A 25,079-nucleotide genomic window follows, 5' to 3' on the forward strand; every position below is an offset into this window, starting at 1 on the left:
TCAGAACTCGTCGGCGTGGATGCAGTTGCGGCTGGTGCGCTTGGCCAGATAGAGCGCCTCGTCGGCGGCCTTGATCAGCGAATCGCTGTTCTGATAAAGCGGGTAGGTGGCGATGCCGCCGCTGACGGTGGCGGAAAAATGGCCGCCGCTGTGCGGGTGACGAATCTGTGAAAAATCCTGGCGGATGCGATCCATGATGACGAAGGCCTGCTCGGCATCGGTGTGCGGCAGGGCGATCAGGAATTCCTCGCCGCCGTAGCGGCAGATCACATCCTGTTTTCGCAGCCGCTGCTTAAGCAGCCACGACAGGCTACGGATGACCTGGTCGCCCACCGGGTGGCCATAGCTGTCGTTCACTTGCTTGAAGTGATCGATGTCCATCATCACCACCGACAGAAAACCGCCTTCGTGCGCAACGTGGGAAAGCAGCATGTCGAGCGTGTTCTTGCCGCTGGAATGGTTGAGCAGGCCGGTCAGGCTGTCGTTGTACATGGTGCGGCGCAGGGCCCGGTAGCGCTCGATCTTGCTCTTGACGATCGCGTTGAGGAACACCGGGTTGAAAGGCTTGGTGAGGAAATGGTCGCCGCCCAGCCGCATCGCATCCACCTGCAGCGCCACGTTGGTTTCGCCGGACAGGTAGACAATCGGCGTGCTGAGGAATTCGTCGTGCTGGCGGATGATGCGCGCAGCCTCCACGCCGGTGCAGTTCGGCATGTACATGTCCATCAGGATCAGGTCCGGGTTGAAATGCTTGAGCGCATTCAGGGTCTGGCGCGGGTCGTTGACGATTTCGGAAACGATCTGATTTTCCTGCAGGGTGCGGTGAATAAGATGGCTGGCCGTCTTCGAGTCTTCCACGATCAGCACGCGGAAGGCCTCCTGTTCGTGCCGCTCGTTGAGCTCCAGGATGTGTTCGACGATGGCGTGCGTGGGCATGCCTTCGAGCAGGCAGCTGTCGCATCCGCCGCGCAGCGCCTGTTGCAGCCGTTCGAAGTCGGAGGGCATGCACAGGCTGATCAATTGCCCCATCGCGAAGCGCTGCCGCAGCGCCTGGATGCGGCCGCACCATTCGGCCTCGGGCAGGCTGCGCAGGTCGAGCAGCAGCAGGGGGGCGACACCCGCGGTGTCCGGCAGGGTTTCGCCCCAGGTGGCAAACGACGCCTGCATGCCGAAATAGCCGAGCTGCGCCTTCAAATCAGCCCAGGCCGAAGGGTCGTGTCCGATCAGCCAGGCCTGGCCCGACTGCAGGGCCCCGGTGGTGATGTGGTCCAGGTTCTGGCGCCGGTCGGCCATACCGGCCGTGACTGCGGCGTGGGTCTCTGCCATGCGTGACAGCGCCAGGACGCGCTCGTTCAGATCGTTCAGCGCATCCTGCGGCAGCGGGTGTCCGACATCCTTGTTGAACAGCGTCAGCGTCACCTGTTCCAGCTGATGGCTGGCGTGGTGCAGGGCGGTGATGCCCTTGTCGATCAGAAACTCGGTAAAGCTGTTGATCGAAACCGCCAGTTCGACAAAGCTCTCGAAAGTCGGTGTGGCCCGATAGCGCTCCCAGGCATTCGACAGCGCCTGGTTCTTTTGCAGGAGTTCTTCCGGGGAGCACAGCATGGTGTGTGTGGGCGGGGGACTTTTAGCGTGTCAGGAAAATGTACAGTCGAGCATCATCATGGCAGAGCGTTCCATTCAGTTTCCGCCTTCGAGTTCCAGCCGCAGATACTGGTTGTAGGCATTCAGCCGGTTGGCTTCGTTGAATGCCGGCATGTTGCGGTATTTCGACCAGTCCACTTTTTCGTAGGCTTCCTCGAAGGGAACCAGATTGCGCGCAGGCGGGCCCATCTGGTCGCGCAAAAACTTCAGATAGTCACGGGTGAAGACAAGGTCGGCACGCGGCGTCCGCGAGTGCGCGCCGTGGCCCGGCACCAGCACCTTGGGGTTGAGCGCGATCAGCTTGTCGAGCGCGGCAATCCAGGCCTGGCCGTCGGCGTCGCCGACGAAAGGCACGCGTCCGCGGAATACCAGGTCGCCGGCAAACAGCACGCCGTCCGGCTTGACCATCAGTGCGAGATCCTCGCTGGAGTGTGCAGGCCCCACATCACGCAGGGCGAAGCGCACGCCGCCCATCTCGAAATCGAGGTCGCCTGCAATAAAGCGATCGGCCTCTAGCAGCTGCGTGTCCTCATCCACCCAGGGAAAGAGCGCTTCCTTGCGCTGAACCAGACGCTCGGCCGCCCCCTCGGTGCGAGTGGCGCCTTCGGTCGCCTGGTGCGCCCAGATTTCGGCGCCCAGCGCCTTGAAAACCTGCAGGCCGTAGAAATGGTCGGCATGGTAATGGCTGACGATCACGAGCTTGATCGGCTTCGAGGTGATCTTGCGGATCAGGCCGACCAGTTTTTCGGCCAGCGGCGGCGAGGCCAGCGTGTCGAACACCACCACGCTGTCGCGCGTGAGGACAAAGCCCGCGTTCGACATGAACCCTTGGTTCTCGCTGCTGGCCGCGCCCGGCTGGCCCTGCACGAAATAGCTGTGCGTGCCCAGCCGCACCGCTTCCATCGGCACGGTCGCCTCATTGATCCGGGCGGACGCAGACGCGTGGGCGACGGGCAGCAACGACAGCAGCAGTAGCGTGAACAACAGGCGTAAAGTCACAAGGCGGCTCCAGAATCACCCGCAATTATAACCGTTCGGCATGCAGGGCCCGGAACCGCCGCTGTATCGAGCGCATCCGCCGCACGGCACCGTCGAGGCCGACGCCCGGCTGTGGTATCTTCGCCGCTGGAAGAAGGGGGTCATGCGTGCTCAAGAAACAGTGGCCGGCGTTCGTGCTGGCGTTCATCCTTCCGCTGCTGGCGGTGTACTGGTGGTGGGGCGGCTTCAATGCTGTCAGCGTGAGCGAAACCGAAGCCGGACCCTACCGTTACGCCTACCTCGAATACGAGGGACCGATCAACAACGCCCGCAAGACGCAGCGCAAGGCGCTGGATGAATTCAATGCGGCCAAAGTGACGGCGGGCGACACCTTCAGCGTGATCCTCACGGATCCGCGTGCTGCCAACGGCAGCGTGCGTGCGCAGCTGGGCTACATGCTGGCGGAGGACGCCCCGCTTCCGGATGGCCTCAAGGAAGGGCGTATCGAACGTCGCCCGGTGTACGCCGTCGAAGTGAATGCAGCGGTTCTGCTGGCGCCGTCCCGGGCCTACCAGGCCTTGTCCGACAATCTGCAAACGCGCGGACAGGACATCGTCATGCCGACGATGGAGCGTTATCGGCCATCAGGGAAAATTGGCCGGGTCGGCACCTTTACCCTGGAGATGAATCGCTGATGGCTTTCTTTTCCGTTCTGACCGCAGTGGCCCTCGAGCACCTGCGTCCGCTGCGGCAGCCGCTGCCGCATTACCAGCACTATTCCCGCTTCACCCAGTTCCTCGAACGCCGCTTCAATGCCGGCGAATACAGCCACGGCGCCATCGCCTGGGCGCTGGCCATGCTGCCGCTGCTGGCCGTCGTGTGGGGAGTGTTTGCCCTGCTCGAGGGCATCAGCCCGGTGCTGGGCTGGATATGGAATGTGGCGGTGCTGTATTTCACCCTCGGCTTCAAGTATTTCAGCGACTCCGCCGAGCAGATTGCGCGCCAGCTGCGCGCCGGCGAGCTCGACGCCGCGCGCGAAAAACTGGCGGCCTGGCGCGGCGGCGATACGCAACAGTTCAGCGTCGACGACCTGACGCGCGTCACCATCGAGCAGGTGATGGCGGCAAGCCACCGGCAGATGTTCGGCGTGCTGTTCTGGTTTGTGCTGCTGGCGTCGCTCGGTCCGGTCGGCGCCGTGCTGTTTCGTGCCGCGTCGATCCTGTCGCGCCGCTGGACGGTCAGTCGTGGTCGTTTCGGTGCGTTTGCGCAGCGGGCGTTTCATGTCATCAACTGGGTGCCGGCGCGGCTGACGGCGCTGACCTACGCCATTGCCGGCAACTTCGAAGACGCGACCTTCTGCTGGCGCACCCAGGCGGATGCCTGGCCGGAAACGGAAGAGGGCGTGGTGATTGCCGCCGGTGCCGGCGCCATGGGCGTCAAGCTGGGGCAAAGCGTCAGCGTCGGCGACGAGACGGTATGGCGTCCCGACCTCGGCACCGGCCAGGCACCGGATCACGATTGCATCGATAGCGCCGTCAGCATGATCTGGCGTGGCCTGGTGATCTGGCTCGCGGCCGGACTGCTGATCGTTGTCGCCGGCTGGATCTGATTTTTCTTCATGCTCAACGCGCTGTGGATCGGCTTCATCCTTGTCGCCTTCCTGATCGCGTCCTTCAAGCTGCTGGTCCTCGGCGATGCCGACATTTTCGCCGCGTTGGTCAGGGCGCTGTTCGACAGCAGCAAGACCGCATTTGAAATCGCGCTCGGCCTTACCGGCGTGATGGCGCTGTGGCTGGGGGTGATGAAAATCGGTGAGCGCGCCGGCATGCTGGACATCCTCACCCGCGGCCTGGCGCCGCTGTTCCGCCGCCTGTTTCCAGACGTGCCGCCCAACCATCCCGCGCTCGGCGCGATGACCATGAACATGGGCGCCAACATGCTGGGGCTCGATAACGCCGCGACCCCGCTTGGCATCAAGGCGATGCAGGAACTGCAGACGCTCAATCCTTCGAAGGACACCGCGAGCGACGCGCAAATCCTCTTTCTGGTCATCAACACCGCGTCGGTCACGCTGCTGCCGGTCACCATTTTCACCTACCGCGCGCAGCTCGGCGCGGCCGACCCGACCGACGTGTTCATACCGCTGCTGATCACCACCTATATCGGCACCCTGGTCGGCCTGTTCGTCACCGGATTTTTCCAGAAGCTGCACCTGTGGAACCGCGTCACGCTGGCCTATCTCGGCGGCGCCACGCTGCTGGTCGGCGGCATGGTGGTGTATTTCGGCAGCCTCGATGCCGCCGAGATGACGCGGCAGTCGTCGATACTCAGCAACGTGCTGCTGTTCGGCATCGTCGCCACCTTTCTGCTGATGGCGGTGCGGCGGCGGGTGAATGCCTACGAGGCCTTCATCGAAGGGGCGAAGGACGGCTTTCACACGGCCGTCACCATCATTCCGTATCTTGTCGCGATGCTGGTGGCGATCGCGGTGTTCCGCGCCAGCGGCGCGCTTGAGCTGCTGATGGGTGCGGCGCGCAGCGCGGTGCTGGGGCTGGGTTTCGACGCGCGCTGGATCGACGGCCTGCCGACCGCACTGATGAAACCGTTTTCCGGAAGCGGCGCGCGTGCCATGATGATCGACACCATGCAGACGCACGGCGCGGACTCGTTCGCCGGACGGCTGGCGTCGATCGTGCAGGGCAGCACCGAGACGACTTTCTACGTGCTGGCGGTGTATTTTGGCGCGGTCGGCATCAAGCGCGTGCGTCACGCCGTCGCCTGCGGACTGATCGCCGACGTCGCCGGCATTTTGGCAGCCATCGGCATGGCCTATCTGTTTTTTGGTGCAATCGCATGAAGACGTACGACACACTCGCCGCCGTTGACCTGGGCTCCAACTCCTTTCGCCTCGAGGTTGCGAGGGTGGCGGGCGACCAGCTGTATCCGCTCGATTCGCTGAAGGAAACCGTGCGCCTGGCCGGTGGATTGGACGACGACAAGAAACTCGACGACGACACGCAGGAGCGCGCGCTGGCCTGCCTGCAGCGTTTCGGCGAACGCCTGCGCGGTCTGTCTCCCGAGGCGATCCGCTGCGTCGGTACCTCGGCGCTGCGTATTGCCCGCAATGCCGATGCCTTCCTGCGCAAGGCCGAGGCCGCGCTCGGCCACCCGATCGAGATCGTCGCCGGGCGCGAAGAGGCGCGGCTGATCTATCTCGGCGTTGCACATTCGTTGCCGGCCTCGCCCGACCGCCGGTTGGTGGTCGACATCGGCGGCGGCTCGACCGAATGCATCATCGGCCATGGCCTGAAGCCGCACGAACGCGAAAGCCTGCACATGGGCTGCGTCAATTTTTCCAAACGCTTCTTCGCCGACGGCGTCATCGACAAGGCCGCGCTGAAGGCCGCCGAGATGAGCGCGCGGGTCGAAGTCGAAGCCGTCGCGCGCGCGTTTTCCAAAGCCAACTGGCAGCAGGCGGTGGGTTCCAGCGGCACCGCGCGGGCATTGCGCGAAATCCTCGAACAGAACGGCTGGTCGGCGCGCGGCATCACTGCCGACGGCCTGGCCCAGCTGCGCAGCCAGATGATCAAGGCCGGACACATTGATGCACTGGAGCTTGCCGGCCTTGCGCGCGACCGCCGCCCGGTCATCGCCGGCGGTTTCGCCATCATGGCCGGCCTGTTCGCCGAGCTCGGCATCGAGCAGATGGACGTTGCCGAAACCGCGATGCGGGAGGGCATCCTCTACGATCTGCTCGGCCGTTTCCATCGGGAAGACATGCGCGAGGCGACGGTGGATGAATTCATGCGCCGCTACCATATCGACAGCCAGCAGGCCGTGCGCGTCAAACGTGTCGCGCTGACGCTACTGGCCGCGGCCGGCGGCGGCGACGAGCACGACGAACGCTTTCTCGACTGGGCCGCGCGGCTGCATGAAATCGGGCTCATGGTGTCGCACGGCGGCTACCATCGCCACTCCGGCTACATCCTGGAAAACGCCGACATGCCCGGCTTCTCGCGCACCGAGCAGGCGCGTCTGGCGCTGCTGGCGCGCGCCCAGCGCGGCGCGCTGACCAAGCTGTCGAGCTTTGATGGGGTGGCGGACCCCGACCGCCGCCTGGTGTGGCTGCTACGGCAGGCCGTCATTTTCTGCCGCAACCGTGCCGAGCCCAAACTGCCCGAGATGAAGACGGAAATCGGTACCAAGCGTTTTCGCCTGACGCTGCCCGAAGGCTGGCTCGAAAGCCACCCGCTCACCCAGCGGGCGCTGGAGGAGGAGGCTGTGTATTGGCATGCGGTGGGGGTGAAGTACAGCTTCGGCTAGTGTCGCGAATCAGAAATAGCGGGACAAATAAAACGGATGGATTTTTTCGCAGGGCAAGGCGCGAGGAGGCGACATAGCCCGGTCTATGGCAACGACGCGTAACGCCGCCATATGGAATAAGATGGCGGAAAAAGACACCGTTTTATGTTTCGATATTTCTGATTCGCGACACTAGCGTGCCGGGCTGAAGCCTACTTGTTGTAGGTGCTGATGCAGTCCTTCAATGCGTCGACGTTGCGCGTATCGAGCGTGCAGTTGCGCGGCTTGGGGGCGCTGCCGTCGCTGCGGCGGCTTGCGGCGGGTCCGTCTTTTGGCGCACTGGGCGCGGCCGCCTCGACCTGGCGTGCGGCCACCTGTTTTTCCTCCGCCATGCCCACCTGTCTTTGGGTGCTGGCGGGACCGACGTGCTCGACCAGCGTGGCCGCCAGCTTTTCCTCGGCTTCGATGCGTGCGGCCTGTGCTTCGTCCAGTGCCTTGCGGGCTTCGGCATGCGATTGGGCGTTCTCCGTCAGTGACGATTCCAGGCGCCGGCCTTCGGCAACTTGCTGTCCGACCAGGCTTTCGAGCAGGGCATAGGATTCGGCGGTGGACGTCGTGTATTCGATGAAAGCGGCGGCGAGCTTTTTTTCCGTCTCGACGCGGCGGGCCTGTTCGGCCTCGAACGCCTTCACGATTTCGGCGCTGGGCCGGCTTTTTTCCGCAAGCGCTGTATCCAGGCGCTGGCTTTCCTGAAGCAAGGCACCGAGTTGTTTCTGGAACTGGGTATAGGCGAGCGCACCGCCCGCGAGACCGCCCATCAACACCAGGCTGAGGTAGACCAGGGCTGCTCGCAGGCGGCGCTTGGGCTTGGGTGGTGCTTCGGCCGCCGCTGCGGCCGGCTCCTCGCGATCCCGCGTCCGGTCACGCCGTGCGCCGGCACGGTCGTCATCCTGCGCCTCGGCCGGCGCGCCGCAGACTTTGGTGCGCAGTCGCTGCAGCCGTGCAATTTTCGCGTCGAGCACAGCCGCAACCCTGACACGCACCCGGGTCATCAGGGCGCGCTTGGCATGGGCCGCCACGGATTCTTCCGTGGTCTGCGCACCGTCCGGTGTTCGGGAGGATGGGCGCGTTTCGGGCTGGGGCGACGTGTTCAAACGGTTCTCACGGGATAGGCACTTACAGGTGATATCGGCCCGTGCGCCGAATAGTTAATGGCAAAACCGCATGCAGGCGAGCTTTTCCGCTGATTTGGCCCGGTTTTGGCGCGCGCCGCAGTCATTTGACGTGGCCCCATGCCCAGGACCACACGTCAAAATGCCGCGGTCCGCCGAAGGGCGCACGCAGGGCGGTCTGTGCGACTTACGCTTCAGGCGCCGCCGCGGGCGCGTCGGGGATCGAGTCGATATGCAGCGTCTGCGTTGGGAAGGCGATCTCGGCACCGTGGCCACGGATGATGTCGGCGATTTTCAGCAGCACGTCCTGCTTGACTTCGTGGTAGTGCACCCATTGCACGGTGCGGGTAAAGGTGTAGATGAAGAAATTCAGCGAGGAGACCCCGAATTCGTTGAAATTGACGATCAGCGTGGCGTCGGCATCGATCTCGGGATGCGCCTGCAGCATGGTCTTCACGTCCTCGACGATGACGGGCAGTTTGTCGAGGTCGGCGTAGCGGATGCCGATGGTTTCCCGGATGCGCCGGTTGGTCATGCGGGTGGGGTTTTCCACCACGATGGTGGTGAACAGCGCATTCGGCACATAGATCGGATTCTTGTTGAAGGCGCGCACGCGGGTGTGGCGCCAGCCGATGTATTCGACTGTGCCCTCGATCTCCTTGTCGGGCGAACGGATCCATTCGCCCACCACGAACGGTCGATCCAGGTAAATGGTCAGGCCGCCGAAGAAGTTGGCCAGCATGTCCTTGGCGGCAAAGCCCACCGCGATGCCGCCGATGCCGCCGAAGGCGAGCACGCCGGCGATGCTGAACCCCAGGTTCTGGACAATCACGAGGAAAGCCAGCACCAGGACGATGACCCGCCCCAGCTTGGACAGCGCATCCACCGTGGTGAAGTCGATGCCCTGGCCGACGGCTTCGGTGCGCGCCAGCAGGCCGTGCGAGGCGTTGCGTATCAGCCGCAGCAGGAACCAGGCGAACGCGAGGATGATCAGCGTGTCGCGCACCGGATCGACGTAGGTGGGCAGTTCCACGCCGCGGTGCTGGTAGATGATCGTGAGGGCATAGGCCGTGCCAGCCACCCACAGGATGAAGGTGAGCGGCTTGCGCATCGCCTTGAAAAGCGCGTCGTCCCAGACCGCCGCAGTGCGCGAGGCCAGTTTTTCGATATGGCGCAGCAGGTAGTAGGCGCCAATATTCAGCGCGATGACGGCGGCGATGATCGCCATCACTTCGGGGATCCAGGGATGGGCCAGCGAGGGCAGGCCTAGATGTTGCGCGAGTTCTTTCATGGGTGAATGCGGACAGAAATTCGGGGGCGGTGTGCCCCGATTCTAAGCGCAAAGCCGCTGGGCGCCGATTTGACGCCGTGTTTCAGTAGCCGACGATCCGGCGCATCCAGGAACAGGCTGCCCGTGCCACAGTAACAAGACAGCGCGCATCGATGTCTCCGGGAGGAAACAGCCAATTGCGCCGGGGCGGGCAGGCTTGCAACGCGGAAACGCGCGGGTGCCGCGCGTCTATTTCAGGACGCGCGCGCGACGCCCGATCTGGGTTCCATTCGGTGTGACCGGGCTTTCCGGGATCGACAGGAAGTGCGGCCTCGTGCTGCTCGCCATGGCCGGAATCATGGCCTGCGCGTGCACGGCAAAACGAGTCAGCGCCGCGCATTTTTCGAGGCAGGCACAGCGTCGGTCGTCGATCAGCCGGGATACCGTGACCGCGAGGGCATCGCATGCATTGGTCAGCCGCTCGAAGCCGGCTGCGCAAGCACACTCGCGCAAGCGGATCAGCGTCAGGGCATAGTCGGTAATCGCGTCCTGGGTCAGCGCGGCGGGATGCGCAAAACAGGGACTGGCAGCGGTACGGGTCAGTGCGGCCAGGGCATCGTTCACCGCCGCTGCAGCCCAGTTTTCAGGCGCACCGGGTGCCGGTTTTCGCCCCGGCGTTCTGGCGATCGTCGTGCGGATGTGCGGCTGGGGCTGCGGAACGTTCATGCTGCGCATGGGTTTGCCTCCTTATCTTATGGCCGGCGGGTATGTGGTCCCGAGCGGGCTGTTCTATATCGATCTATATCGACCAGAACAAGCGAATCTTTAATATATGTACTAGAAAAAAATAGTACAAATGTACCTGACGCGTTGCGCCCAGCCAGGTTGCAGTGCTGCAAGCGATCCGGACGGGCGGGCGGCCGGAGGGCTTATCTGGACGCACCGGCCTGAGCGGCCGGGCTCGGAGGACGAGCCTTACATCTGCGACCGCAGCAAGGCCATGGTGTGCTCGAGCAGCTTTTCACTCCAGGGACGGTTGCGCCATTCGGCGTAGGTAATCTGCCGTGATTTTTTCAGGTCGCCCTCGATGATATCGATCTGGCGCTGTGCGAATGCGTGGTCGTAGATATTGAGGTTGGCTTCGTCATTGAGCCGGAACGAGCGTGAATCGAAGTTGGTCGAGCCGACCGACACCCACACATCATCGACAACCATCACCTTGCAGTGAAACATGGTCGGCTGATATTCGTAGATTTCGGCGCCGGCCTCGAGCAGATCGCCCCAGCGTGCGCGCGAGGCGCGCCGCACCGGTTCCGAGTCGATGCGCTTGCCAGGCAAAATGATTTTGACTTTCACGCCGCGCTTCAGCGCGCGCACGAGGGTTTCGACCGACAGGTCGTCGGGGACGAAATAGGCATTGGCGATATAGATCGTCTTGCGCGCCGAGGCGATCGACAGCAGATACATCAGGCGCACGCTTTCGCTGCCCTCGCCCGACGAACTCTTGAACACTTGCGCGTGGTGCTCGCCGACTGGCTGCAGCGGCGGGAAATAGTCTTCGCCGTGCAGCACCTCACCGCTGGTCTTCATCCAGTTATCAAGGAACGCCGCCTGCATGTGCGCCACTGCCGGCCCTTCGATCCGGAAATGGGAATCGCGCCAGTGATCGGCATCCTGCGCATCGCCCAGCCAGTTGTCGGCGATGCCGACGCCGCCGGTGAAGCCCACCGTGCCGTCGATCACCAGCAGCTTGCGGTGGGTGCGGTTGTTCATCCGGGCCAGGTGGTACCAGTGCAGCGGATGGTATTTGTGGAGCTCGACTCCGGCGTCCTCCATCAGCTTCAATAGTTCTTCATCCATCTTCACACTGCCGACCCAGTCGACCAGCACATGGACCTTGACGCCGGCCTGTGCGCGTTCGGCGAGCGCCTCGGCAAATTCCCGGCCGATGTCGCCCGACCAGTAAATATAGGTTTCAAACGTGATGGTTTTTTGGGCTGCGCGAATGGCCGCCAGCATCGGCGGAAAAATCTCGTCGCCGTTGATCAGTTCCTGCACATGGTTGCCCGCCACCAGTGGAGGGCCGAGCAGGTGGCTCATCGTGCGCAGAAACTGGGGTTCCTGTACCGCATACAGTTCGCTGATCCGGGTCTGGACCTTTTTTTCGCCGGGGATGAAATTCAGCGCGAGGATGGTGGCGAGAATCGAAGCGACGACGATCCAGAAAACGAACATTTTTCGGCTTTTTATGAACGTTGTTAATTGCATGGGCATGATTACGACCCCGGAAAACCGGGGCCGCCATTCAGTCGTTACTTCGATGGCCTGCCGGGCGAGCCGGCAGGCAGGCGTATTACGGCACCACGCGGGCGTTTTCTCCGCTGCCTTCCACAATGACCTGCATGCCGGTGCGCAGGCGCGCGTCCACCGGCTGCACAATGGTCACGCGGCCACCGGTGCGCATGTCGACGCTCACCTGCTGCACCGTCTTGTCCCTGACCTTGGTTTCGCCGTAGGTCCCTGCGGCGCCGCCGAGGACGGCGCCCACCGCGGTGGCCATCTTGCTGTCACCCACAGCCGAGCCGAGGATGCCGCCAGCTACAGCGCCCACCGCGGTGCCTACGCCAAGTTTGTAATCGGCGTCCACCTCGACGTTTTCCAGCGAGGCGATCGTTCCGCGCCGGTCCGTCTGGGTTGCAACGCTGCCAGTGGTGGTCCCGTATGTGGTCGTGTCCTTGGTGGGCATGTCAGAACAGCCGGCGGCCAGGACCGCGCCCAACAGGACAGGCAGCACGCGTTTGAGTGTGTTCATGATTCGCCCCTCAGTGTGAGAAGACTTCAGTATCAGTAAGCCGCCCTGATTCGACTATCCGGGTTCGCCTTGTTCCGGGGACAGAAAACAGGACTCGAACGCGTAGGAAAAAGCCGCGTCCCATTACCGCCGTTTGTCTCCCGGCGGGTGGGCCGTGCATCCCGAAACAAGACCGCCGCCTCATCCGGAAACCGGGTTCCGGATGAGGCGGCGGCATGCGCGGGATGACTTCCTCCTTACTTCATCGGATGCAGTTCAACCCGACGGTTCTGGAAGCGGCCTTCGTCGGTTGCGTTGTCCGCGACCGGCTGGGACTCGCCATATCCCTTGATCACCAGGCGATCCGACGGGATGCCCTTGGTGACGAGATAATCGCGAACCGATTCGGCACGGCGCAGCGACAGATCCATGTTGTAGGCGTCACTGCCGCGACTGTCGGTGTGGCCTGCCACTTCGACCTTGCCGTCGCCCCACTCTTTCAGGCTTTCTGCCGCTGCGTCAAGCTTGGGATAGGCTTGCGGCCGCAAGCTGGCCTTGTCGAAGTCGAAGTTCACATCATCCAGTACCAGGCGGAGGGGTGCCGGGGCGGGTGCCGGGGCGGGGGTCGGCGCGGGTGCGGCAGCCGGGGCAAGTGCAGCCGGCTCGGGTGCAGGCGCGGGGGGCGGGCTCTCGACGACAGGTTCAGGGGCCTTTTCCGGCGGAACCGGGCAGGGCGTATCGAGCAAGGCACGTCCGGGGCAGCCGATGGTCCTGAAAAGCTCGTAACCGGTGGTTTTCCCGGTGGGGCTGGCCGCATTGCTGGGGTCATAGAACACGCCAAGTGCGGAATGCTGTGACGCAATGGCGCTACCGGACATGAGGGTCGCCGCACTGGCGCAAATCAGCAAATGGGTGGTTCGCATTTTCAGGCTCCTTTGATTATTGAATCGAAATCGCTTTCCCTGGAAGTTCACCTTGCCGCGCCTTCGGTCAAGCCACAGGGGCATGGCCTGGGTCGGATCAGCGGCATCGGATAATTTAAATTTAGCGCATTCATGCGTTTTTGCTTGTCAGCGGACAGATTCACTCTTTGTCAGAAGAATCCTTCAATTGTCAGGCCGGCGGAGGGTGCCCGATGGGCAGATTGGGGCCCAGGGCCAGCAGGGATGCGGGCTGAGCAGCCGTGATCTGCCTGCTTGTCTGGGCGGCTGTTTCGGGGTTACAACGCGGTTCAGGCAGGAAGCGGGTTATAGGGGCCGCAGAAAAAAATTGCTTAATTCCTATACTTGTTCCTGATGGAGAATTTTCGGAGGGGCCATGTCAAGAACAACCGAACTGGTGAAACTGCCCGGCGCGGTGGCTGCTGCGCTCTATTCCAGAAAGGGTTACCTGGAAGAAACCGATGGCGAATTGACCCCAGCCGAGGCTGCGGAAATGGCAAGCCTGTGCGCCGCCATCACCATGACACTGGAGATGCAGTGCAGCCTGCTGGGTCGCCTGGCCGGCAAGCCGGGCTGGGACAGCTCTTATGGCTGGATGACCTGGGGTCCCGACATGTCCCTCGTCACGGTTCACGACAGCACCTGCATCGTGCAGGCGCAGTTCACCTCATTCAATGACGTGTTCAGGGCGATGACGGAAGCGGCAGTCACCGAGCCGATCAAACCGGGTGGTAAAGGAGAGCCAAATGCCAACATTGGATGAATTGATGCGCTTGCCGGGGGTGTACGGCGCGATCGAGTTTTCCTGCAAGGGCGAACTCGGCCAGGTGCGGGGCGAGCTGAAGCAGGATTTTGCAGAAATCGTTGCCCAGATGTGTGCCGCCAACATGGCGATCTACCGCATGCAGGCCACAGGCTGGACCAAACTGACCGGCCAGCAGGGCTTTCTGCCCGAACGCGGCTTTGCCTTTGTGACCCTGGATTACGTGGTGATGGGCATGGACGGCACGGCGATCCTGGCGGACAGCAAACTGTTTGATTACGACGCGGCGTACCGGCGCTTCACCGCCGCGGCCTGAACCGGGCATCCACGGAAGGAGCGTGCACCATGCAAAATCTGGAGAGCCTGTCTCAGCTCAAGGGGGTCGTCGCCACCTTGCGTTTTCTGGACGACGGCAGCCTGGCCGCCGCGGCGGGAGACCTGGACCCGATCGATCCGCAACTGGCCGCCGAGTTGTGCTACGCGAACGGCCGCATCATGCAGCACAACAGCGACATGCTGATGACGCTGTCCGGCGCCGACGGCTGGCCGTCCCGCGGCTGGATGATGGTGGGCGATGAGCTGTCGATCTGCGCCGTGGCCGAAGTGGCCTGCCTGGTGCGCAATCGCGACGTTTCATTTAATGACGTGTTTCGCAGCCTGAAGGAAATTGCCCATAACTAGCCGGATCGGGGGGACTCACGCAGACGCCCGCGGTGCAGCCGATGGCATGGATGTTGAGCGGGATCATCCAGGTGACGCGGCCCCGCTCTGCGGTATTCTGTGCGGCCGGATCACACGAAAACCCAAGGACAGTGCCTGATGCAGAAACCGATCGTGCACGCTGCGCGCACAGCCATTTTTATTGCGAGCGTGCTGGCCATGCCGGCGGCCCATGCCGAGATGCGTCCGCTGTGGGAAGTGGGCGCCGGGCTGGCGGTCCTCAACTTGCCCAACTATCGCGGCTCGGATGCAAGGCAGACTACAGTGTTGCCGATGCCCTATCTGATCTATCGGGGTGAAGTGCTGAGAGCGGACAGCGACGGCCTGCGCGGTCTGCTGTTCGACAGCGAGTGGCTGGAGGTCAACGTCAGCCTCAACGGCAGCCTGCCGGTCAGCAGCGACGACGATCCGGTGCGCCAGGGCATGGCCGACCTCGACCCCGCCGTCGAACTGGGCCCCACCGTCAACGCCCGCCTGTGGCAATCGGCCGATCGCAGAATGCGGCTGGACGTGCGGGCGCCGGTGCGCACCGCCATCACCGTCGCGTCCGGCCCCGAGCAGATCGGCTGGCTGTTCTCACCCAACCTGCTGCTGCAGATCCGCGACCCGGCCGGCCACGCCGGTTGGAATCTTGGCATGCAGGCCGGCCCCTATTTCAATGACCGTGAATACAACGCGTATTTCTATGGCGTGCGCCCCGCCGAAGCCCTCGCAGGCCGTCCCGCTTATGACGCGTCGGGCGGCTATTCCGGTGCGCAGGTCACGCTCACCCTGACCAGGCGCTTTCCGCGCTGGTGGGTCGGCGGCTTCCTGCGCTACGACACGCTGGCCGGATCGGTGATCGAGGACAGCCCGCTGGTGAAGCAATCCGACGCCGTCTCGGTCGGGCTTGCGCTGAGCTGGGTGTTCAAGGAATCGACCCGGCGGGTCGACGCCGAGGAATAAGGCGGCGCCGAGACTAGATGGCCTGCGTCTGGCTGCGCCCCAGTTTTTTGGACTGGTAGAGGGCCTGGTCTCCGCGCGTCAGCAGGTCGTCCAGCGTGTCGTCATTGCCCCGCCATTCCGACATGCCGATGCTGACCGACCAGGCAATGGGCTCGCTTTCGCTGGCCGCTTCATGAAAGCGCCGTGCCACCAGCTGGGCGTGTTCGAGATCGGTGTCGGGCAGGATGGCCATGAATTCATCCCCGCCAAACCGGGTGAGCCGGTCGGTTGCCCGCAATGCCTTTTTGGCGCGTTCCGCAAAATCCACCAGCACCCTGTCGCCCGCAAGGTGGCCGTGGGTATCGTTGATGTCCTTGAACTTGTCGAGGTCGATCAGCATGATGGTCAGCTTGTTTCCATGGCGCCGGACGCGGGCGATTTCGCGCTCGAGTTCGTCGACCGCCGCCTTCTTGTTGAGGCACTGAGTCAGGTCGTCATGGCGGCTCATGTATTCCAGGTCCTGGCGCAGCCTTTCGGACGCCAGCATGATGAAGCTGATCGTCCCGATCGGAATCATCACGGACGGCAGCGCCATGTAGAAAAGCTGCGAGGTCGATTCATCCAGCAGACTGGTGGGCGCCTCGAAGCCCAGCATCAGGCCGCCCAGGCGCACGACCCGCGAGACGATCAGGACGGCGAGTGCAAACAGCAGAATGGCGCGCCCCGTGGTGTTGGGCAGTTTTTTCAGCACCAGCACCAGCTGGTCCAGCAGCACCACCAGCGTGAACGCGCTCAGGGTCGCAAGCCGCATCGCCACGCTCGGCTGCACATAGGTGAACCACACAAAGAGGCCCACATAGGCCAGCACAAACCAGAACAGCTGCACCGAGTTATCGCGGGGCGCCACCCCGGCAAACTTCCGTGTGCCGGCGTTCATGAGCATGAAGCCGAGCAGCAGCATCAGCTGGGCCGCGATGATGCTGAACAGGTCCGGTATCGTGTCGCGGGCGACGAACAGCGGAATGGCCAGCGCAATGACCAGCACCGACACGCCCCACTCCCGCAAGCCCCGAATGTTTTTGGGGAAGGTCCGGGCAATGACCAGCAGCACCACGCTCATGGCCAGGGCCATGAAGCACGAGCTGATCAGGATGATTAACGGGGGCGGCATCTAAATAGGGTGTTTATATTGTGTGCCTGGTTGCCTTGCGGGGGCGGCTTCCGAATGTTTCATCGCTTGCCGCCAGAGCCGTGCGGATACACAGTCGGCGGACATTCTAGCGTGGTCCTTCAGGCTTCCATACCGTTTAGAAGAATCGACCAGCGCGCCAGCTTGTCCTCCTGCGTCATCGATGCATGCGCCGGACTGGTGGACGGCAGCGTTTCACAGCGGATGGCCTGGAGGGCGGCGGGCAGGCCGGGCAGTACGGCCCGGCGATAGAGCTCGGCGGCCTTCGATCCGTTGAAGGCGATCAGCCGGATCTGTGGATGGGCCGCGATGAACGGCGCGAAATCGTTGGGCACCACGCTATCGGGACGAATCGCGGCATCCAGGCTGCCGGGGCGGTGGGCGGCCGCGCACACGTCCCACAGCGCAACCCCGCTCAGGATCAGGCGCCGCGTGCGTTCGTCGTAGGGCAATTCGGGGCCGGCGCCGAAGAGCCGTCCCATCAGGGGCCAGAACGCATTGCGCGGCTGCGCGTAGTACTGCTGCTGCCGCAGCGATTCCTGCCCCGGCAGGCTGCCGAGTATCAGCACCCGGGCGTGCGCGTCGGCAATTGGCGGAAACCCGGTCGAAACCACGCGCGCCTACGCGTCTTCGCGCCGCGCGGTCATCAGGAACACCGGGTAGTCCTGAGTTCCGCTGTCGTGTTCCTTTGCAATGCTGAACACCGTCTGAAACTGCACTGCGGCGAAGCCCGCCTGGGCGGCGCGCCGGCTCAGCTCGGCGCGATCGAAACCGTGGTGCACGTCGACCTCCGGGCCGTGAAACGAGCCGTCTTCCTGGTCGAGATCGGCGATGCACAGATATCCGCCGGGGTTCAGCAGGTCGTGGAAGATGGACAGGATCCGGTCCGTGTCCGGCACGTGGTGCAAGGTCATCGCGGTCATGATCAGGTCGAAGCGCTGCGTCGGCGCCGGGTCGGCCATCAGATCGAGTTGCAGCGTCGTCATGTTGGTGACGCCCTGCGCCGCGATCTTCTCGTCCACCACCTCGAGCATGCCGCCCGAGCTGTCCGCCATCAGGATGGCGCCGAGCTCATCCTTCAGCGGAAACGACAGCAGGCCCGTGCCGCAACCGTAGTCGAGCGCGGTCATGCCACGATTCAGCGGCACCGCCTGGCGGATGGCGTCGGCGATCTTCAGCCCGCGTTCGCGGAACAGCGGGTTATCGTCCCATTGGCGGGCTTTACTGTCGAAGTGGGCGGCGTCGAGTTGGGTGGGCTGGGTAGTCATGGGGTGAATGGTAAATGGGATGCCGTGTGATTGCATCGTCTCTGCGTCACTGTCGCGCGCACGGCCCTCGCGGTCCTGTACTGCCGAAGCGGTCGTCATCAGTAAGGGGTGCGCCCCAGCGTATTGCCCGGTGGATCGTAATTGCAGGCCACCAGCCGGGTGGCGTTGCAGATCGCCTCGCCGCATCCCAACCGGGTGGTGCCGCGCCAGACCATCTGGGTGTAGTGGCCGATCTGCCGGTAATTGTTTTTGGTGATGACGCCGCCGCGATAGCGTGCCTTCTCGCTTTCCCATCCGTGAGCGGCATCGATCGCTCGGTAATGGCTGGCGGTTCCCTGGAAGAGGTTTTCGCCGTAGCGGTTGGGCTGACGATGCCGCATGCGGCAGCCATTGGCCGCCAGGTGATCGGCCCACTGCTGTGCCTGCGCGGCGAGCCCCTCATCCCAGCGCAGCGGTGCCACGCCCACATCGGCGCGCACCGCATTGTGGTGGGTAAGTATTGCGCGGATATCGGTCGGTTTCATTTGCGTCGGCTTAAGGTCCGAGCTGACAGCGGGCGCTGGGCTCACGCGGTCAGGGTCGGTAGAGCGGGCCGGCAGCGGCTCCGCGCATCCGCCGAGCAACGCGAAAACCAGCGGGATCAAGCGAATCACAGGGCGATACATGGGACGCCTTTCATGCCGGGACAGACCTCGGATGGAGTCGCCCGCATGCCTTTTGGTTTCCGTTGACGCAGACGAAAGGGCGCGCGCGGTATCGACGCGTTCCTACATAATCAGGTATTGATCGCTATTGGAGCGGCAAAATCGAACGCCCTACGTTTCTCCCCAGGGGACGGGCGCGACACGCGCATCCCGCCGTTGACGACCCGCCCAGTGGAGGACAGAAATGAAACGGCAGACGCCTCATGACTGCACAGTTTGAGCTTTTCAACGCTGTAGAGACGCCGCGGCCGGAGCCGGAATACCCCGAGGGTTTTCGGTACCAGCCTGAGCTGCTGGGCGCGGCTGACGAAGCCGCGCTCCTTGCGCGCGTGCGCGAATTGCCTTTCCGCGCATTCGAGTTCCACGGCTATACCGGCAAGCGCCGCGTGGTCTCCTTCGGTTGGCAATACGACTTTTCCGGGCGCCAGCTTCGCGAAGCAGCGCCCATTCCCGACTTCCTGCGCGACCTCCGCGCGACCGCTGCCGCATTCGCCGCAGTGGCGCCGGAAGCGCTGCAGCAGATACTCGTCACGGAATACAGCCCGGGCGCCGGCATCGGCTGGCACCGGGACAAGCCGGTGTATGGCCAGGTCGTCGGCATATCGCTCTTGGCCCCTTGCGTCTTTCGCTTCAGGCGGGCGACGGGTGACAGCTGGGCGCGAATCAATCTGACGGCTGCACCACGGTCTGCTTACCTCTTGAACGGTCTGGCGCGGACGCTGTGGGAGCACAGCATTCCGCCGGTGAACGCGCTGCGCTACTCGATCACGTTTCGTACGCTGCGGGAAGGGTGAAGACGTGTCGTGCTAGCAACGCATGCAAGCATGCCGCTGTGAGAATGGGATCGGAGCGTTAGCGTTAGATTCCACGCGACGCAAAGAGGCTGCGACTCTGCCTGGTCATCCCGAAAACCATGAGTGGCAACATAACGAGCAGGAGGGACAGGGTTCCAGGTTCCGGAACGGCTGTCGCGACGATCGTGAAATTAAAACCGTCGATATTCGTGGAAGTAACAAAGTCGAAATAGGGTGCCCTGTAGCCACGCCAAGTGAGCGTGTGCCCGTCCCATGTTCCTTGCGAGTCACTGGGTCCTCCAATTACCCACCCGCTACACGATCCGGGGCCAACGAACAAGAAACACGGATCGCTCCGCGCTTCGAATGTCTCTCCGTTCATCAGTGCCAAATCGACGTCCAGGTAAAAGCCTTGAGCCAGTGCGTCAGTGGAAAGCCCCATCATTTTCAAATACAACAAATCTCTGTCTACGACTGGATATCCCGCACCGAAATCAAAATTCTCGTGAATCACGTGGACATCAATGTTGCCCGTGAGCATAAATTTTTGAGGCTGTGACTGGGATGGCTCCGGGCAAACCAGTTCACCGGTTTGATCAACTGTGCAAAATAGGATGAACGACGGGACGGAGAGGATCTCACTGCGGGTGGGGTCGATTTGAAGCAGAAGTGCATTGGCCGCTTGCGAAAAAAGCGCCATAAAAAGCAATGTGAGGGCAGGCATCAGCGCGCTCAAGCTGGATTTCGTTGTTTTGTCGTTGACCGTTTGCATGGCGGATTCTCTCCAAATAAATGAACATCGGACATGAGGTTGTTCAATCCGCCTTAGTTATTATCTCTACCGACGGCAGCCAGTTAAGCACCAGTCATGCCATCTCGGTTGTCATAGGCTTAGTCAAGATAAAACAAGGTTCTAGATTCGTATCACGCGATTGATGATGTAGGTAATGTAAAGAAATCCGACAAAGTAGAACCACCGGGCGGAATACGCAGCGTGCGCCTCAGAGGGGCTCAGTCGATGGCGAGGACCACCTTGCCGGTGAGCTCGCCGGCTTCGATCAAACGATGCGCCTCCGCGGCTTTAGCCAGCGGCAGGATCCTGTCGACGTGAACGCGCAGCGTGCCTGCATCGAACAGCGCTGCGCCTTGTTCGAGTATCCACGCCTGATGCTGCTGGGCTTCGGTCCAGCCGAAGAGCATGGGGGAGAGCATCAGTTCCTGACTGACGCGCAGGTTGCGCAGGCGGGCGGTCTTCCATTCGGTGTCCGTGCCGGGCTGGAGCAGGGTGACGAGATCGCCGTAGGGGCGGACGGCCGCAAAGCTGTGATTGAAGGTGGCGCCGCCGACGGTATCGAACACGATGTCGGCGCCCTGGCCCTGGGTCAGGTTCAGAACGGCCGGGACGAAATCGGTGTCGCGGTAGGAAATGGCTTCATCGGCCCCCAGTTGTCTGGTGAACGCGGCCTTGCTGGCGGAGCCGACGGTGGTGAGCACAAGGCAGCCCGCCGCCTTGGCCAGTTGAATGGCGACGTGGCCCACGCCACCCGCACCGGCATGGATCAGCACGGTCTGGCCAGCCGTCATCCGGGCGCGGTCGTACAGGGCTTCCCAGGCGGTGATGAGCACCAGCGGCGCGGCGGCGGTCTGGTTAACGTCCAGGCTGGCCGGCTTGCGCGCCGCGAAGCGCGCGTCCACCACCGCGTACTCGGCGTAGGTGCCGGGATGGCCGCCAATGCCGCCGTTGCAGAAGTAGACGGCGTCGCCCGGCTTGAAGCGACTCACGTTTGCGCCGACGGCCTCGACCACGCCCGCGCCGTCGCAGCCGAGGATGGCGGGCATGCGCTCGGGGTAGTAGGTGCCGCGAGCGCGCAGCTTGGTGTCGATGGGATTGACCCCGGCCGCCTTGAGACGCACCAGCAGTTCTGTGTCATGCGTGATCTGCGGGGTCGGCATGTCGGCAAGGCGGAGAACCTGAGGCGCGCCAGGCGCGTGCATCACAATCGCTTTCATGTTTCGTTCCTCCCGGTTGGCGTACGGTGCGCTCAAGGATAGCGATGGATCGTTGCCTGTCCAGTCAACCAACGCCTGATCGAGCTGTCCGGCCGTCGTGGCGGTATTTTCTAGCGCAGGCCCCGTTCAAAACACGTCAGCCGAACATCCACGCTGAGCGACAGCGTCGTCAACGCAGCGGCCGCAGCGCGGCCCTCGGCACTGGCACGGAAGAGATGCGGCGTCATTGCCAGCAGGTCGGCAATCTGCCCGGCACTGGTCAGCTCGATAGCGAAGCGCAGCGTCTCCGTCGGCAGGCGGCTGAAACCTGCCGGGGTTTGCAGGTCGGGCGGGCGCTCCGGCTTCAGGCTGGGGTAGATGATTTCGCGCAGTTCGCGCAGATGATCGGGCCCGGCATCGACCTGCACCAGCAGGCCGCCCGGCTTCAGCACCCGCGCAAACTCCGCATACACCGGGAAGCCGAACATGCACAGCACGCGATCCAGCGTGCCCGACAGCACCGGCAGGTTGGCGTTGCTGCCCACCACCCAGCTGGGCCGCCTGTCCTGCTTCGCCGCCGACAACACCGCCCATTTGGAAATATCCAGTCCCAGCAGCGCCAGCGTTTTTTCGTCGCCCACCGCTGCGGCCAGCTGGCGCATGTAATAGCCTTCGCCACAGCCGGCATCGAGACAGCTGATGTGTGCGTCAGCCGGCAGATCGGCCAGCACCGCCCGGCTCACCGCAGCGCCAATCGGCTGGTAAAAGCCCGCCGTCAGAAAACGCCGCCGCGCCGCAACCATTTCCTTGCTGTCGCCCGGATCGCGCGAGCGCTTGTGCTGCACCGGCAACAGGTTGGTGTAACCCTGGCTGGCGATGTCGAAACTGTGGCCGGACGCGCAGGCCCAGGCGGAACCCGTGCAATGCAGGGGCGTACCGTCCAGCGGACAGGCCAGTGCCTGGAAAGGGGTGATGCTCATTGGCTATTGTCCGGCGAGCTCAGGTGAGGGTGCGAAAACCGGGGTCTGTCCCGCATCCCGTATTGCTCCCATCTACTTAGAACTTCGGCCGTGCGGGAGCAAGCGCTCATACTCATCCTTAACCACCGCATAGCACTCACACACTCGCTTTTCCAGTTTGGGGCGATCCAGCACGGTGATGCGACCGCGTGTGCGCACAAGCAATCCGTCTTTTTGCAACTGTCCAACAACTTGGGTCACGCTCTCCCGGCGTACACCCAATAACTCTCCAATCGTCTTTTGGGTGATCACGACTTCATCGCTATGCAATCGATCCATGCTCATCAAAAGCCATCGGCACAATTGCTGATCCAGTGAATGGTGTTGGTTGCACACTGCAGTTTGGGAGGTCTGGCAAATCAGTGCCTGCGTGAAAAGCAGGGCCACATGTTGCAGTTCACCGCCCAAGGCGAATTCTTGTTTCATCACTTTCCGGCTGAGTCGGTAAGCATGGCCTGCGCTTTGCACTTCCGTGCTGGTAGGCATGCTCTCGCCCCCCATGAAAATGGAAATGCCGACCATCCCCTCGTCACCCACCAGCGCGGTTTCGCTGGAGGAACCGTCTTCCAGGGAATACATCAGCGAGACAATGCCGCTGGTCGGGAAATGCAAATAATTCACATGGTCTCCCGACTCCGACATCGTCCATCCCAATGGCATCTCCACGAGTTCAAGATTGGGCAACAGTCGCTCGTAATCCCGCGCGGGAAGGGCTGCCAGGATGCGGTTTTGCTTTGGATCCGGGGGCGAAGCGTCCGCGATTACCTTTTTTGACATGTCTGGTTTGTTCGAGCGTGAAGTTCGTTGAGTTGACGTGAGTTCGGTCCCGTTCAGGCGTTGTTTCCCCACGCTGTCTTCCCCCATTCGGGTGAGCATTTCAGGAGTGTACTGGGGAGCTCGAGCTTTTCGTAATACGCCAGAAACCAGAGCCACTGGAAGCATCGTGCAAAAACGGTCTCCGCCCAGCCGAATGTCCAGCCGGTCCGCTGGACGGCGCCATTCCATTGGCTAGACTCAGTGAGCGCGGGTATCGAATGTCCGCATGCAAACCGAAGTCCCAACCAGGAGGAGCATCGCGATGCACAATGATTTGAACGACACCGGCAAGCTGATTTTGCGTCTGACCCTTGGAATCCTGATCCTGCTCCACGGCATTGCCAAGCTCACCCACGGCATCGAGCCGATCGAGGGCATGGTCACCAGCATGGGCATGCCCGCATTTGTCGCCTACGGCGTCTACGTAGGTGAAGTGGTGGGGCCGCTGCTGCTCATCATCGGTTTCTATGCGCGCATCGGCGCCGCCCTGATCGCCATCAACATGCTCTTCGCCATCGCGCTTGCACACACCAGCGAACTCACGATCCTCACCCAGACAGGCGGCTGGGCGCTGGAATTGCAGGGCATGTTCCTGTTCACCGCGATTGCACTGATGGTCATGGGCCCCGGGCGGTTCGGCGTCAACCAGCGCTGAGCACACACGCCGCAAGCCGTTTCACAGACGAATCTCCCCCGACCATTGAGGCCGCGGGCTCTTCATGACGGCAACTGGAACATGCGCCGATACTGGCTGGGCGACAGCCCGGTGCGGCGCTTGAACAGCCGGCGAAAGAACGAGGCGTCATCGTAACCGGCCTCGACGCTGATCTCGTCCACCGGCAGCGCGCCGCTCTCCAGCAGTTCTTTCGCGTATTCGATGCGTTCGTTCTGCAGGCGCTCGATCAGTGTCGTGCCGGTGGCCTGCTTGAATCGTCGCTTCAGCGTGCGTTCCGGAATGCCGCTGCGGCACACCGCCTGTTCCAGCGCGTCATGCTCGCGGAAGTGCTCGGCCAGCCAGTTCTCGCAGGCGCGCACCACGGCGTCGGCGTGCGGGTCGCGCCGCACCAGCGCGGCATAGGGCAACTGCCCCTCGCCGTGCCACTTGAGCAGATAGACCTTGGCGATGCGCATTGCCTCGCCGGGGCTCGCGTGGCGCGCAATGATGTGCAGCGCCAGGTCGTGCCATGAAGTGGTGCCACCCGCAGTGACGATGCGGCCGGCCGGGTCGGCGAAGGCGAGGTTGGGGTCAGGACGGAAGCGCACATTAGGGTATTGCTTGCGGAACAGCGTCTCGTAGCCCCAGTGTGAGGTGGCGTCGCAGCCGTCGAGCAGGCCGGTCTCCGCCAGCAGCACCGCGCCCGAACACGCCGAATACAGCGTTGCCCCGCTGCGGTAGCGGCGCCGCACCCACTCGATCAGCGCCGGATGGCGGCCCTTGGTCGACTCGTCCGGCCCCAGCCAGATTTCCGGCAGGATCACGATGTCCGCCTGCGGGTCGTCGTCCACCGACGCATCCGGGCTGACCGGAATCGCGTTGCCGCAGCGAAAGGGCTCGCGGGAAGGCGACACGATTCGCACGTCGAACACCCGCTTTTCTGGTTCGACCCCCACCAGCGTCTGCCAAAGGTTTCCGGCCGCCGACAGCACGTCGATCATGCCGTACAGCGCCGAGCCCGCGGTCTCCGGCACGGCAACGATCGCGGTTTGTACGGGGGAGGGTGCGCGGGTCATGGCTCTCCTGCAATGAGTGGCACGAATGAACCGATTCTGTCAGGAATCCAGCTTATCCAAAAGT

Annotated in this window: 27 protein-coding genes; 10 read left to right on the top strand and 17 right to left on the bottom strand. The window is 63.0% G+C overall.

The features are described 5' to 3' along the window. Positions 1-1,605 (bottom strand): diguanylate cyclase, encoded by a 1,605-nt coding sequence (locus Q8R61_RS03980; protein WP_305534448.1) that lies wholly within the window; start codon positions 1,603-1,605, stop codon positions 1-3. Positions 1,606-1,680: 75 nt separating this feature from the next. Then, on the bottom strand, positions 1,681-2,643 hold the full coding sequence (locus Q8R61_RS03985; RefSeq protein ID WP_305534450.1) for an MBL fold metallo-hydrolase: 963 nt from the start codon (positions 2,641-2,643) through the stop codon (positions 1,681-1,683). A 146-nt stretch (positions 2,644-2,789) separates the two neighbouring features. Here Q8R61_RS03985 and Q8R61_RS03990 point away from each other — a divergent pair, with 146 nt between their 5' ends. From Q8R61_RS03990 to ppx, 4 genes are read left to right on the top strand one after another with little or no spacing between them, the layout of a single operon-like run. Next, entirely contained in the window at positions 2,790-3,317 is a 528-nt protein-coding gene (locus tag Q8R61_RS03990) for a hypothetical protein (protein WP_305534452.1), read from the top strand. Further along, complete coding sequence (locus tag Q8R61_RS03995; RefSeq protein ID WP_305534454.1) at positions 3,317-4,231, top strand: CobD/CbiB family protein; 915 nt, start codon at positions 3,317-3,319, stop codon at positions 4,229-4,231. Before Q8R61_RS03990 ends, Q8R61_RS03995 begins: the two co-directional genes overlap by 1 nt. A gap of 9 nt (positions 4,232-4,240) precedes the next feature. Next, entirely contained in the window at positions 4,241-5,479 is a 1,239-nt protein-coding gene (locus Q8R61_RS04000; RefSeq protein WP_305534456.1) for a nucleoside recognition domain-containing protein, read from the top strand. Then, a complete protein-coding gene (ppx, locus tag Q8R61_RS04005) occupies positions 5,476-6,945 on the top strand; it encodes an exopolyphosphatase (protein WP_305534458.1) in 1,470 nt (489 codons plus the stop codon). The genes Q8R61_RS04000 and ppx overlap by 4 nt, the downstream gene beginning before the upstream one ends. Before the next feature lie 191 nt (positions 6,946-7,136). Here the strand turns inward: ppx and Q8R61_RS04010 are convergent, their stop codons facing one another. The 6 genes from Q8R61_RS04010 to Q8R61_RS04035 form a co-directional block, all read right to left on the bottom strand. Next, positions 7,137-8,078, bottom strand: a complete 942-nt coding sequence (locus Q8R61_RS04010) for a hypothetical protein (RefSeq protein ID WP_305534460.1) — start codon at positions 8,076-8,078, stop codon at positions 7,137-7,139. Positions 8,079-8,283: 205 nt separating this feature from the next. Beyond that, positions 8,284-9,387: a mechanosensitive ion channel family protein gene (locus Q8R61_RS04015; RefSeq protein WP_305534462.1), complete on the bottom strand. Its 1,104-nt coding sequence runs from the start codon at positions 9,385-9,387 to the stop codon at positions 8,284-8,286. Between the two features lie 228 nt (positions 9,388-9,615). Beyond that, on the bottom strand, positions 9,616-10,101 hold the full coding sequence (locus Q8R61_RS04020; RefSeq protein WP_305534464.1) for a hypothetical protein: 486 nt from the start codon (positions 10,099-10,101) through the stop codon (positions 9,616-9,618). A 240-nt stretch (positions 10,102-10,341) separates the two neighbouring features. Beyond that, positions 10,342-11,601 carry a cardiolipin synthase gene (gene cls, locus Q8R61_RS04025; protein WP_305534466.1) on the bottom strand — a complete coding sequence of 420 codons (1,260 nt, stop codon included), beginning with the start codon at positions 11,599-11,601 and terminating at the stop codon, positions 10,342-10,344. A gap of 118 nt (positions 11,602-11,719) precedes the next feature. Beyond that, the gene (locus Q8R61_RS04030) at positions 11,720-12,178 is read right to left on the bottom strand and encodes a glycine zipper 2TM domain-containing protein (protein ID WP_305534468.1); all 459 of its coding nucleotides are present in this window, start codon (positions 12,176-12,178) and stop codon (positions 11,720-11,722) included. A gap of 236 nt (positions 12,179-12,414) precedes the next feature. After that, positions 12,415-13,080 (bottom strand): OmpA family protein, encoded by a 666-nt coding sequence (locus tag Q8R61_RS04035; protein ID WP_305534470.1) that lies wholly within the window; start codon positions 13,078-13,080, stop codon positions 12,415-12,417. A 394-nt stretch (positions 13,081-13,474) separates the two neighbouring features. Here Q8R61_RS04035 and Q8R61_RS04040 point away from each other — a divergent pair, with 394 nt between their 5' ends. The 4 genes from Q8R61_RS04040 to Q8R61_RS04055 all read left to right on the top strand — a co-directional run bounded on the left by Q8R61_RS04040 (position 13,475) and on the right by Q8R61_RS04055 (position 15,526). Then, the gene (locus Q8R61_RS04040) at positions 13,475-13,861 is read left to right on the top strand and encodes a DUF2173 family protein (RefSeq protein ID WP_305534472.1); all 387 of its coding nucleotides are present in this window, start codon (positions 13,475-13,477) and stop codon (positions 13,859-13,861) included. Beyond that, positions 13,845-14,177 carry a DUF2173 family protein gene (locus Q8R61_RS04045; protein WP_305534474.1) on the top strand — a complete coding sequence of 111 codons (333 nt, stop codon included), beginning with the start codon at positions 13,845-13,847 and terminating at the stop codon, positions 14,175-14,177. Before Q8R61_RS04040 ends, Q8R61_RS04045 begins: the two co-directional genes overlap by 17 nt. Before the next feature lie 29 nt (positions 14,178-14,206). Then, entirely contained in the window at positions 14,207-14,542 is a 336-nt protein-coding gene (locus Q8R61_RS04050; RefSeq protein ID WP_305534477.1) for a DUF2173 family protein, read from the top strand. A gap of 138 nt (positions 14,543-14,680) precedes the next feature. Further along, complete coding sequence (locus Q8R61_RS04055; RefSeq protein WP_305534479.1) at positions 14,681-15,526, top strand: MipA/OmpV family protein; 846 nt, start codon at positions 14,681-14,683, stop codon at positions 15,524-15,526. A gap of 13 nt (positions 15,527-15,539) precedes the next feature. Here the strand turns inward: Q8R61_RS04055 and Q8R61_RS04060 are convergent, their stop codons facing one another. The 4 genes from Q8R61_RS04060 to Q8R61_RS04075 form a co-directional block, all read right to left on the bottom strand. Beyond that, on the bottom strand, positions 15,540-16,676 hold the full coding sequence (locus tag Q8R61_RS04060) for a GGDEF domain-containing protein (protein ID WP_305534481.1): 1,137 nt from the start codon (positions 16,674-16,676) through the stop codon (positions 15,540-15,542). A gap of 119 nt (positions 16,677-16,795) precedes the next feature. Beyond that, the gene (locus tag Q8R61_RS04065; protein WP_305534483.1) at positions 16,796-17,308 is read right to left on the bottom strand and encodes a DNA-deoxyinosine glycosylase; all 513 of its coding nucleotides are present in this window, start codon (positions 17,306-17,308) and stop codon (positions 16,796-16,798) included. Positions 17,309-17,314: 6 nt separating this feature from the next. Continuing rightward, on the bottom strand, positions 17,315-17,962 hold the full coding sequence (locus Q8R61_RS04070; protein WP_305534485.1) for a class I SAM-dependent methyltransferase: 648 nt from the start codon (positions 17,960-17,962) through the stop codon (positions 17,315-17,317). Positions 17,963-18,060: 98 nt separating this feature from the next. Next, positions 18,061-18,486 (bottom strand): CAP domain-containing protein, encoded by a 426-nt coding sequence (locus Q8R61_RS04075; protein ID WP_305534487.1) that lies wholly within the window; start codon positions 18,484-18,486, stop codon positions 18,061-18,063. Positions 18,487-18,869: 383 nt separating this feature from the next. Between Q8R61_RS04075 and Q8R61_RS04080 the strand changes: the two genes are divergently transcribed. Further along, positions 18,870-19,460, top strand: a complete 591-nt coding sequence (locus Q8R61_RS04080; protein ID WP_305534489.1) for an alpha-ketoglutarate-dependent dioxygenase AlkB — start codon at positions 18,870-18,872, stop codon at positions 19,458-19,460. Positions 19,461-19,524: 64 nt separating this feature from the next. Here Q8R61_RS04080 and Q8R61_RS04085 read toward each other — a convergent pair whose 3' ends face one another. The 4 genes from Q8R61_RS04085 to Q8R61_RS04100 all read right to left on the bottom strand — a co-directional run bounded on the left by Q8R61_RS04085 (position 19,525) and on the right by Q8R61_RS04100 (position 23,473). Next, on the bottom strand, positions 19,525-20,232 hold the full coding sequence (locus Q8R61_RS04085) for a PEP-CTERM sorting domain-containing protein (RefSeq protein ID WP_305534491.1): 708 nt from the start codon (positions 20,230-20,232) through the stop codon (positions 19,525-19,527). Between the two features lie 239 nt (positions 20,233-20,471). Beyond that, positions 20,472-21,470 (bottom strand): zinc-dependent alcohol dehydrogenase family protein, encoded by a 999-nt coding sequence (locus Q8R61_RS04090; RefSeq protein WP_305534493.1) that lies wholly within the window; start codon positions 21,468-21,470, stop codon positions 20,472-20,474. 110 nt (positions 21,471-21,580) lie between these two features. Then, entirely contained in the window at positions 21,581-22,429 is an 849-nt protein-coding gene (locus Q8R61_RS04095) for a putative RNA methyltransferase (protein ID WP_305534495.1), read from the bottom strand. Between the two features lie 72 nt (positions 22,430-22,501). Beyond that, positions 22,502-23,473 (bottom strand): Crp/Fnr family transcriptional regulator, encoded by a 972-nt coding sequence (locus Q8R61_RS04100; protein ID WP_371133550.1) that lies wholly within the window; start codon positions 23,471-23,473, stop codon positions 22,502-22,504. A 73-nt stretch (positions 23,474-23,546) separates the two neighbouring features. Between Q8R61_RS04100 and Q8R61_RS04105 the strand changes: the two genes are divergently transcribed. Further along, positions 23,547-23,939, top strand: a complete 393-nt coding sequence (locus Q8R61_RS04105) for a DoxX family protein (RefSeq protein ID WP_305534497.1) — start codon at positions 23,547-23,549, stop codon at positions 23,937-23,939. A gap of 62 nt (positions 23,940-24,001) precedes the next feature. On the opposite strand, the gene Q8R61_RS04110 is transcribed toward Q8R61_RS04105, so the two are convergent. After that, entirely contained in the window at positions 24,002-25,015 is a 1,014-nt protein-coding gene (locus tag Q8R61_RS04110; RefSeq protein WP_305534499.1) for a GlxA family transcriptional regulator, read from the bottom strand. Positions 25,016-25,079 lie beyond the last annotated feature (64 nt).

Source organism: Thiobacillus sp., from assembly GCF_030696885.1.
In the GTDB taxonomy this organism is placed as follows: domain Bacteria; phylum Pseudomonadota; class Gammaproteobacteria; order Burkholderiales; family Thiobacillaceae; genus Thiobacillus.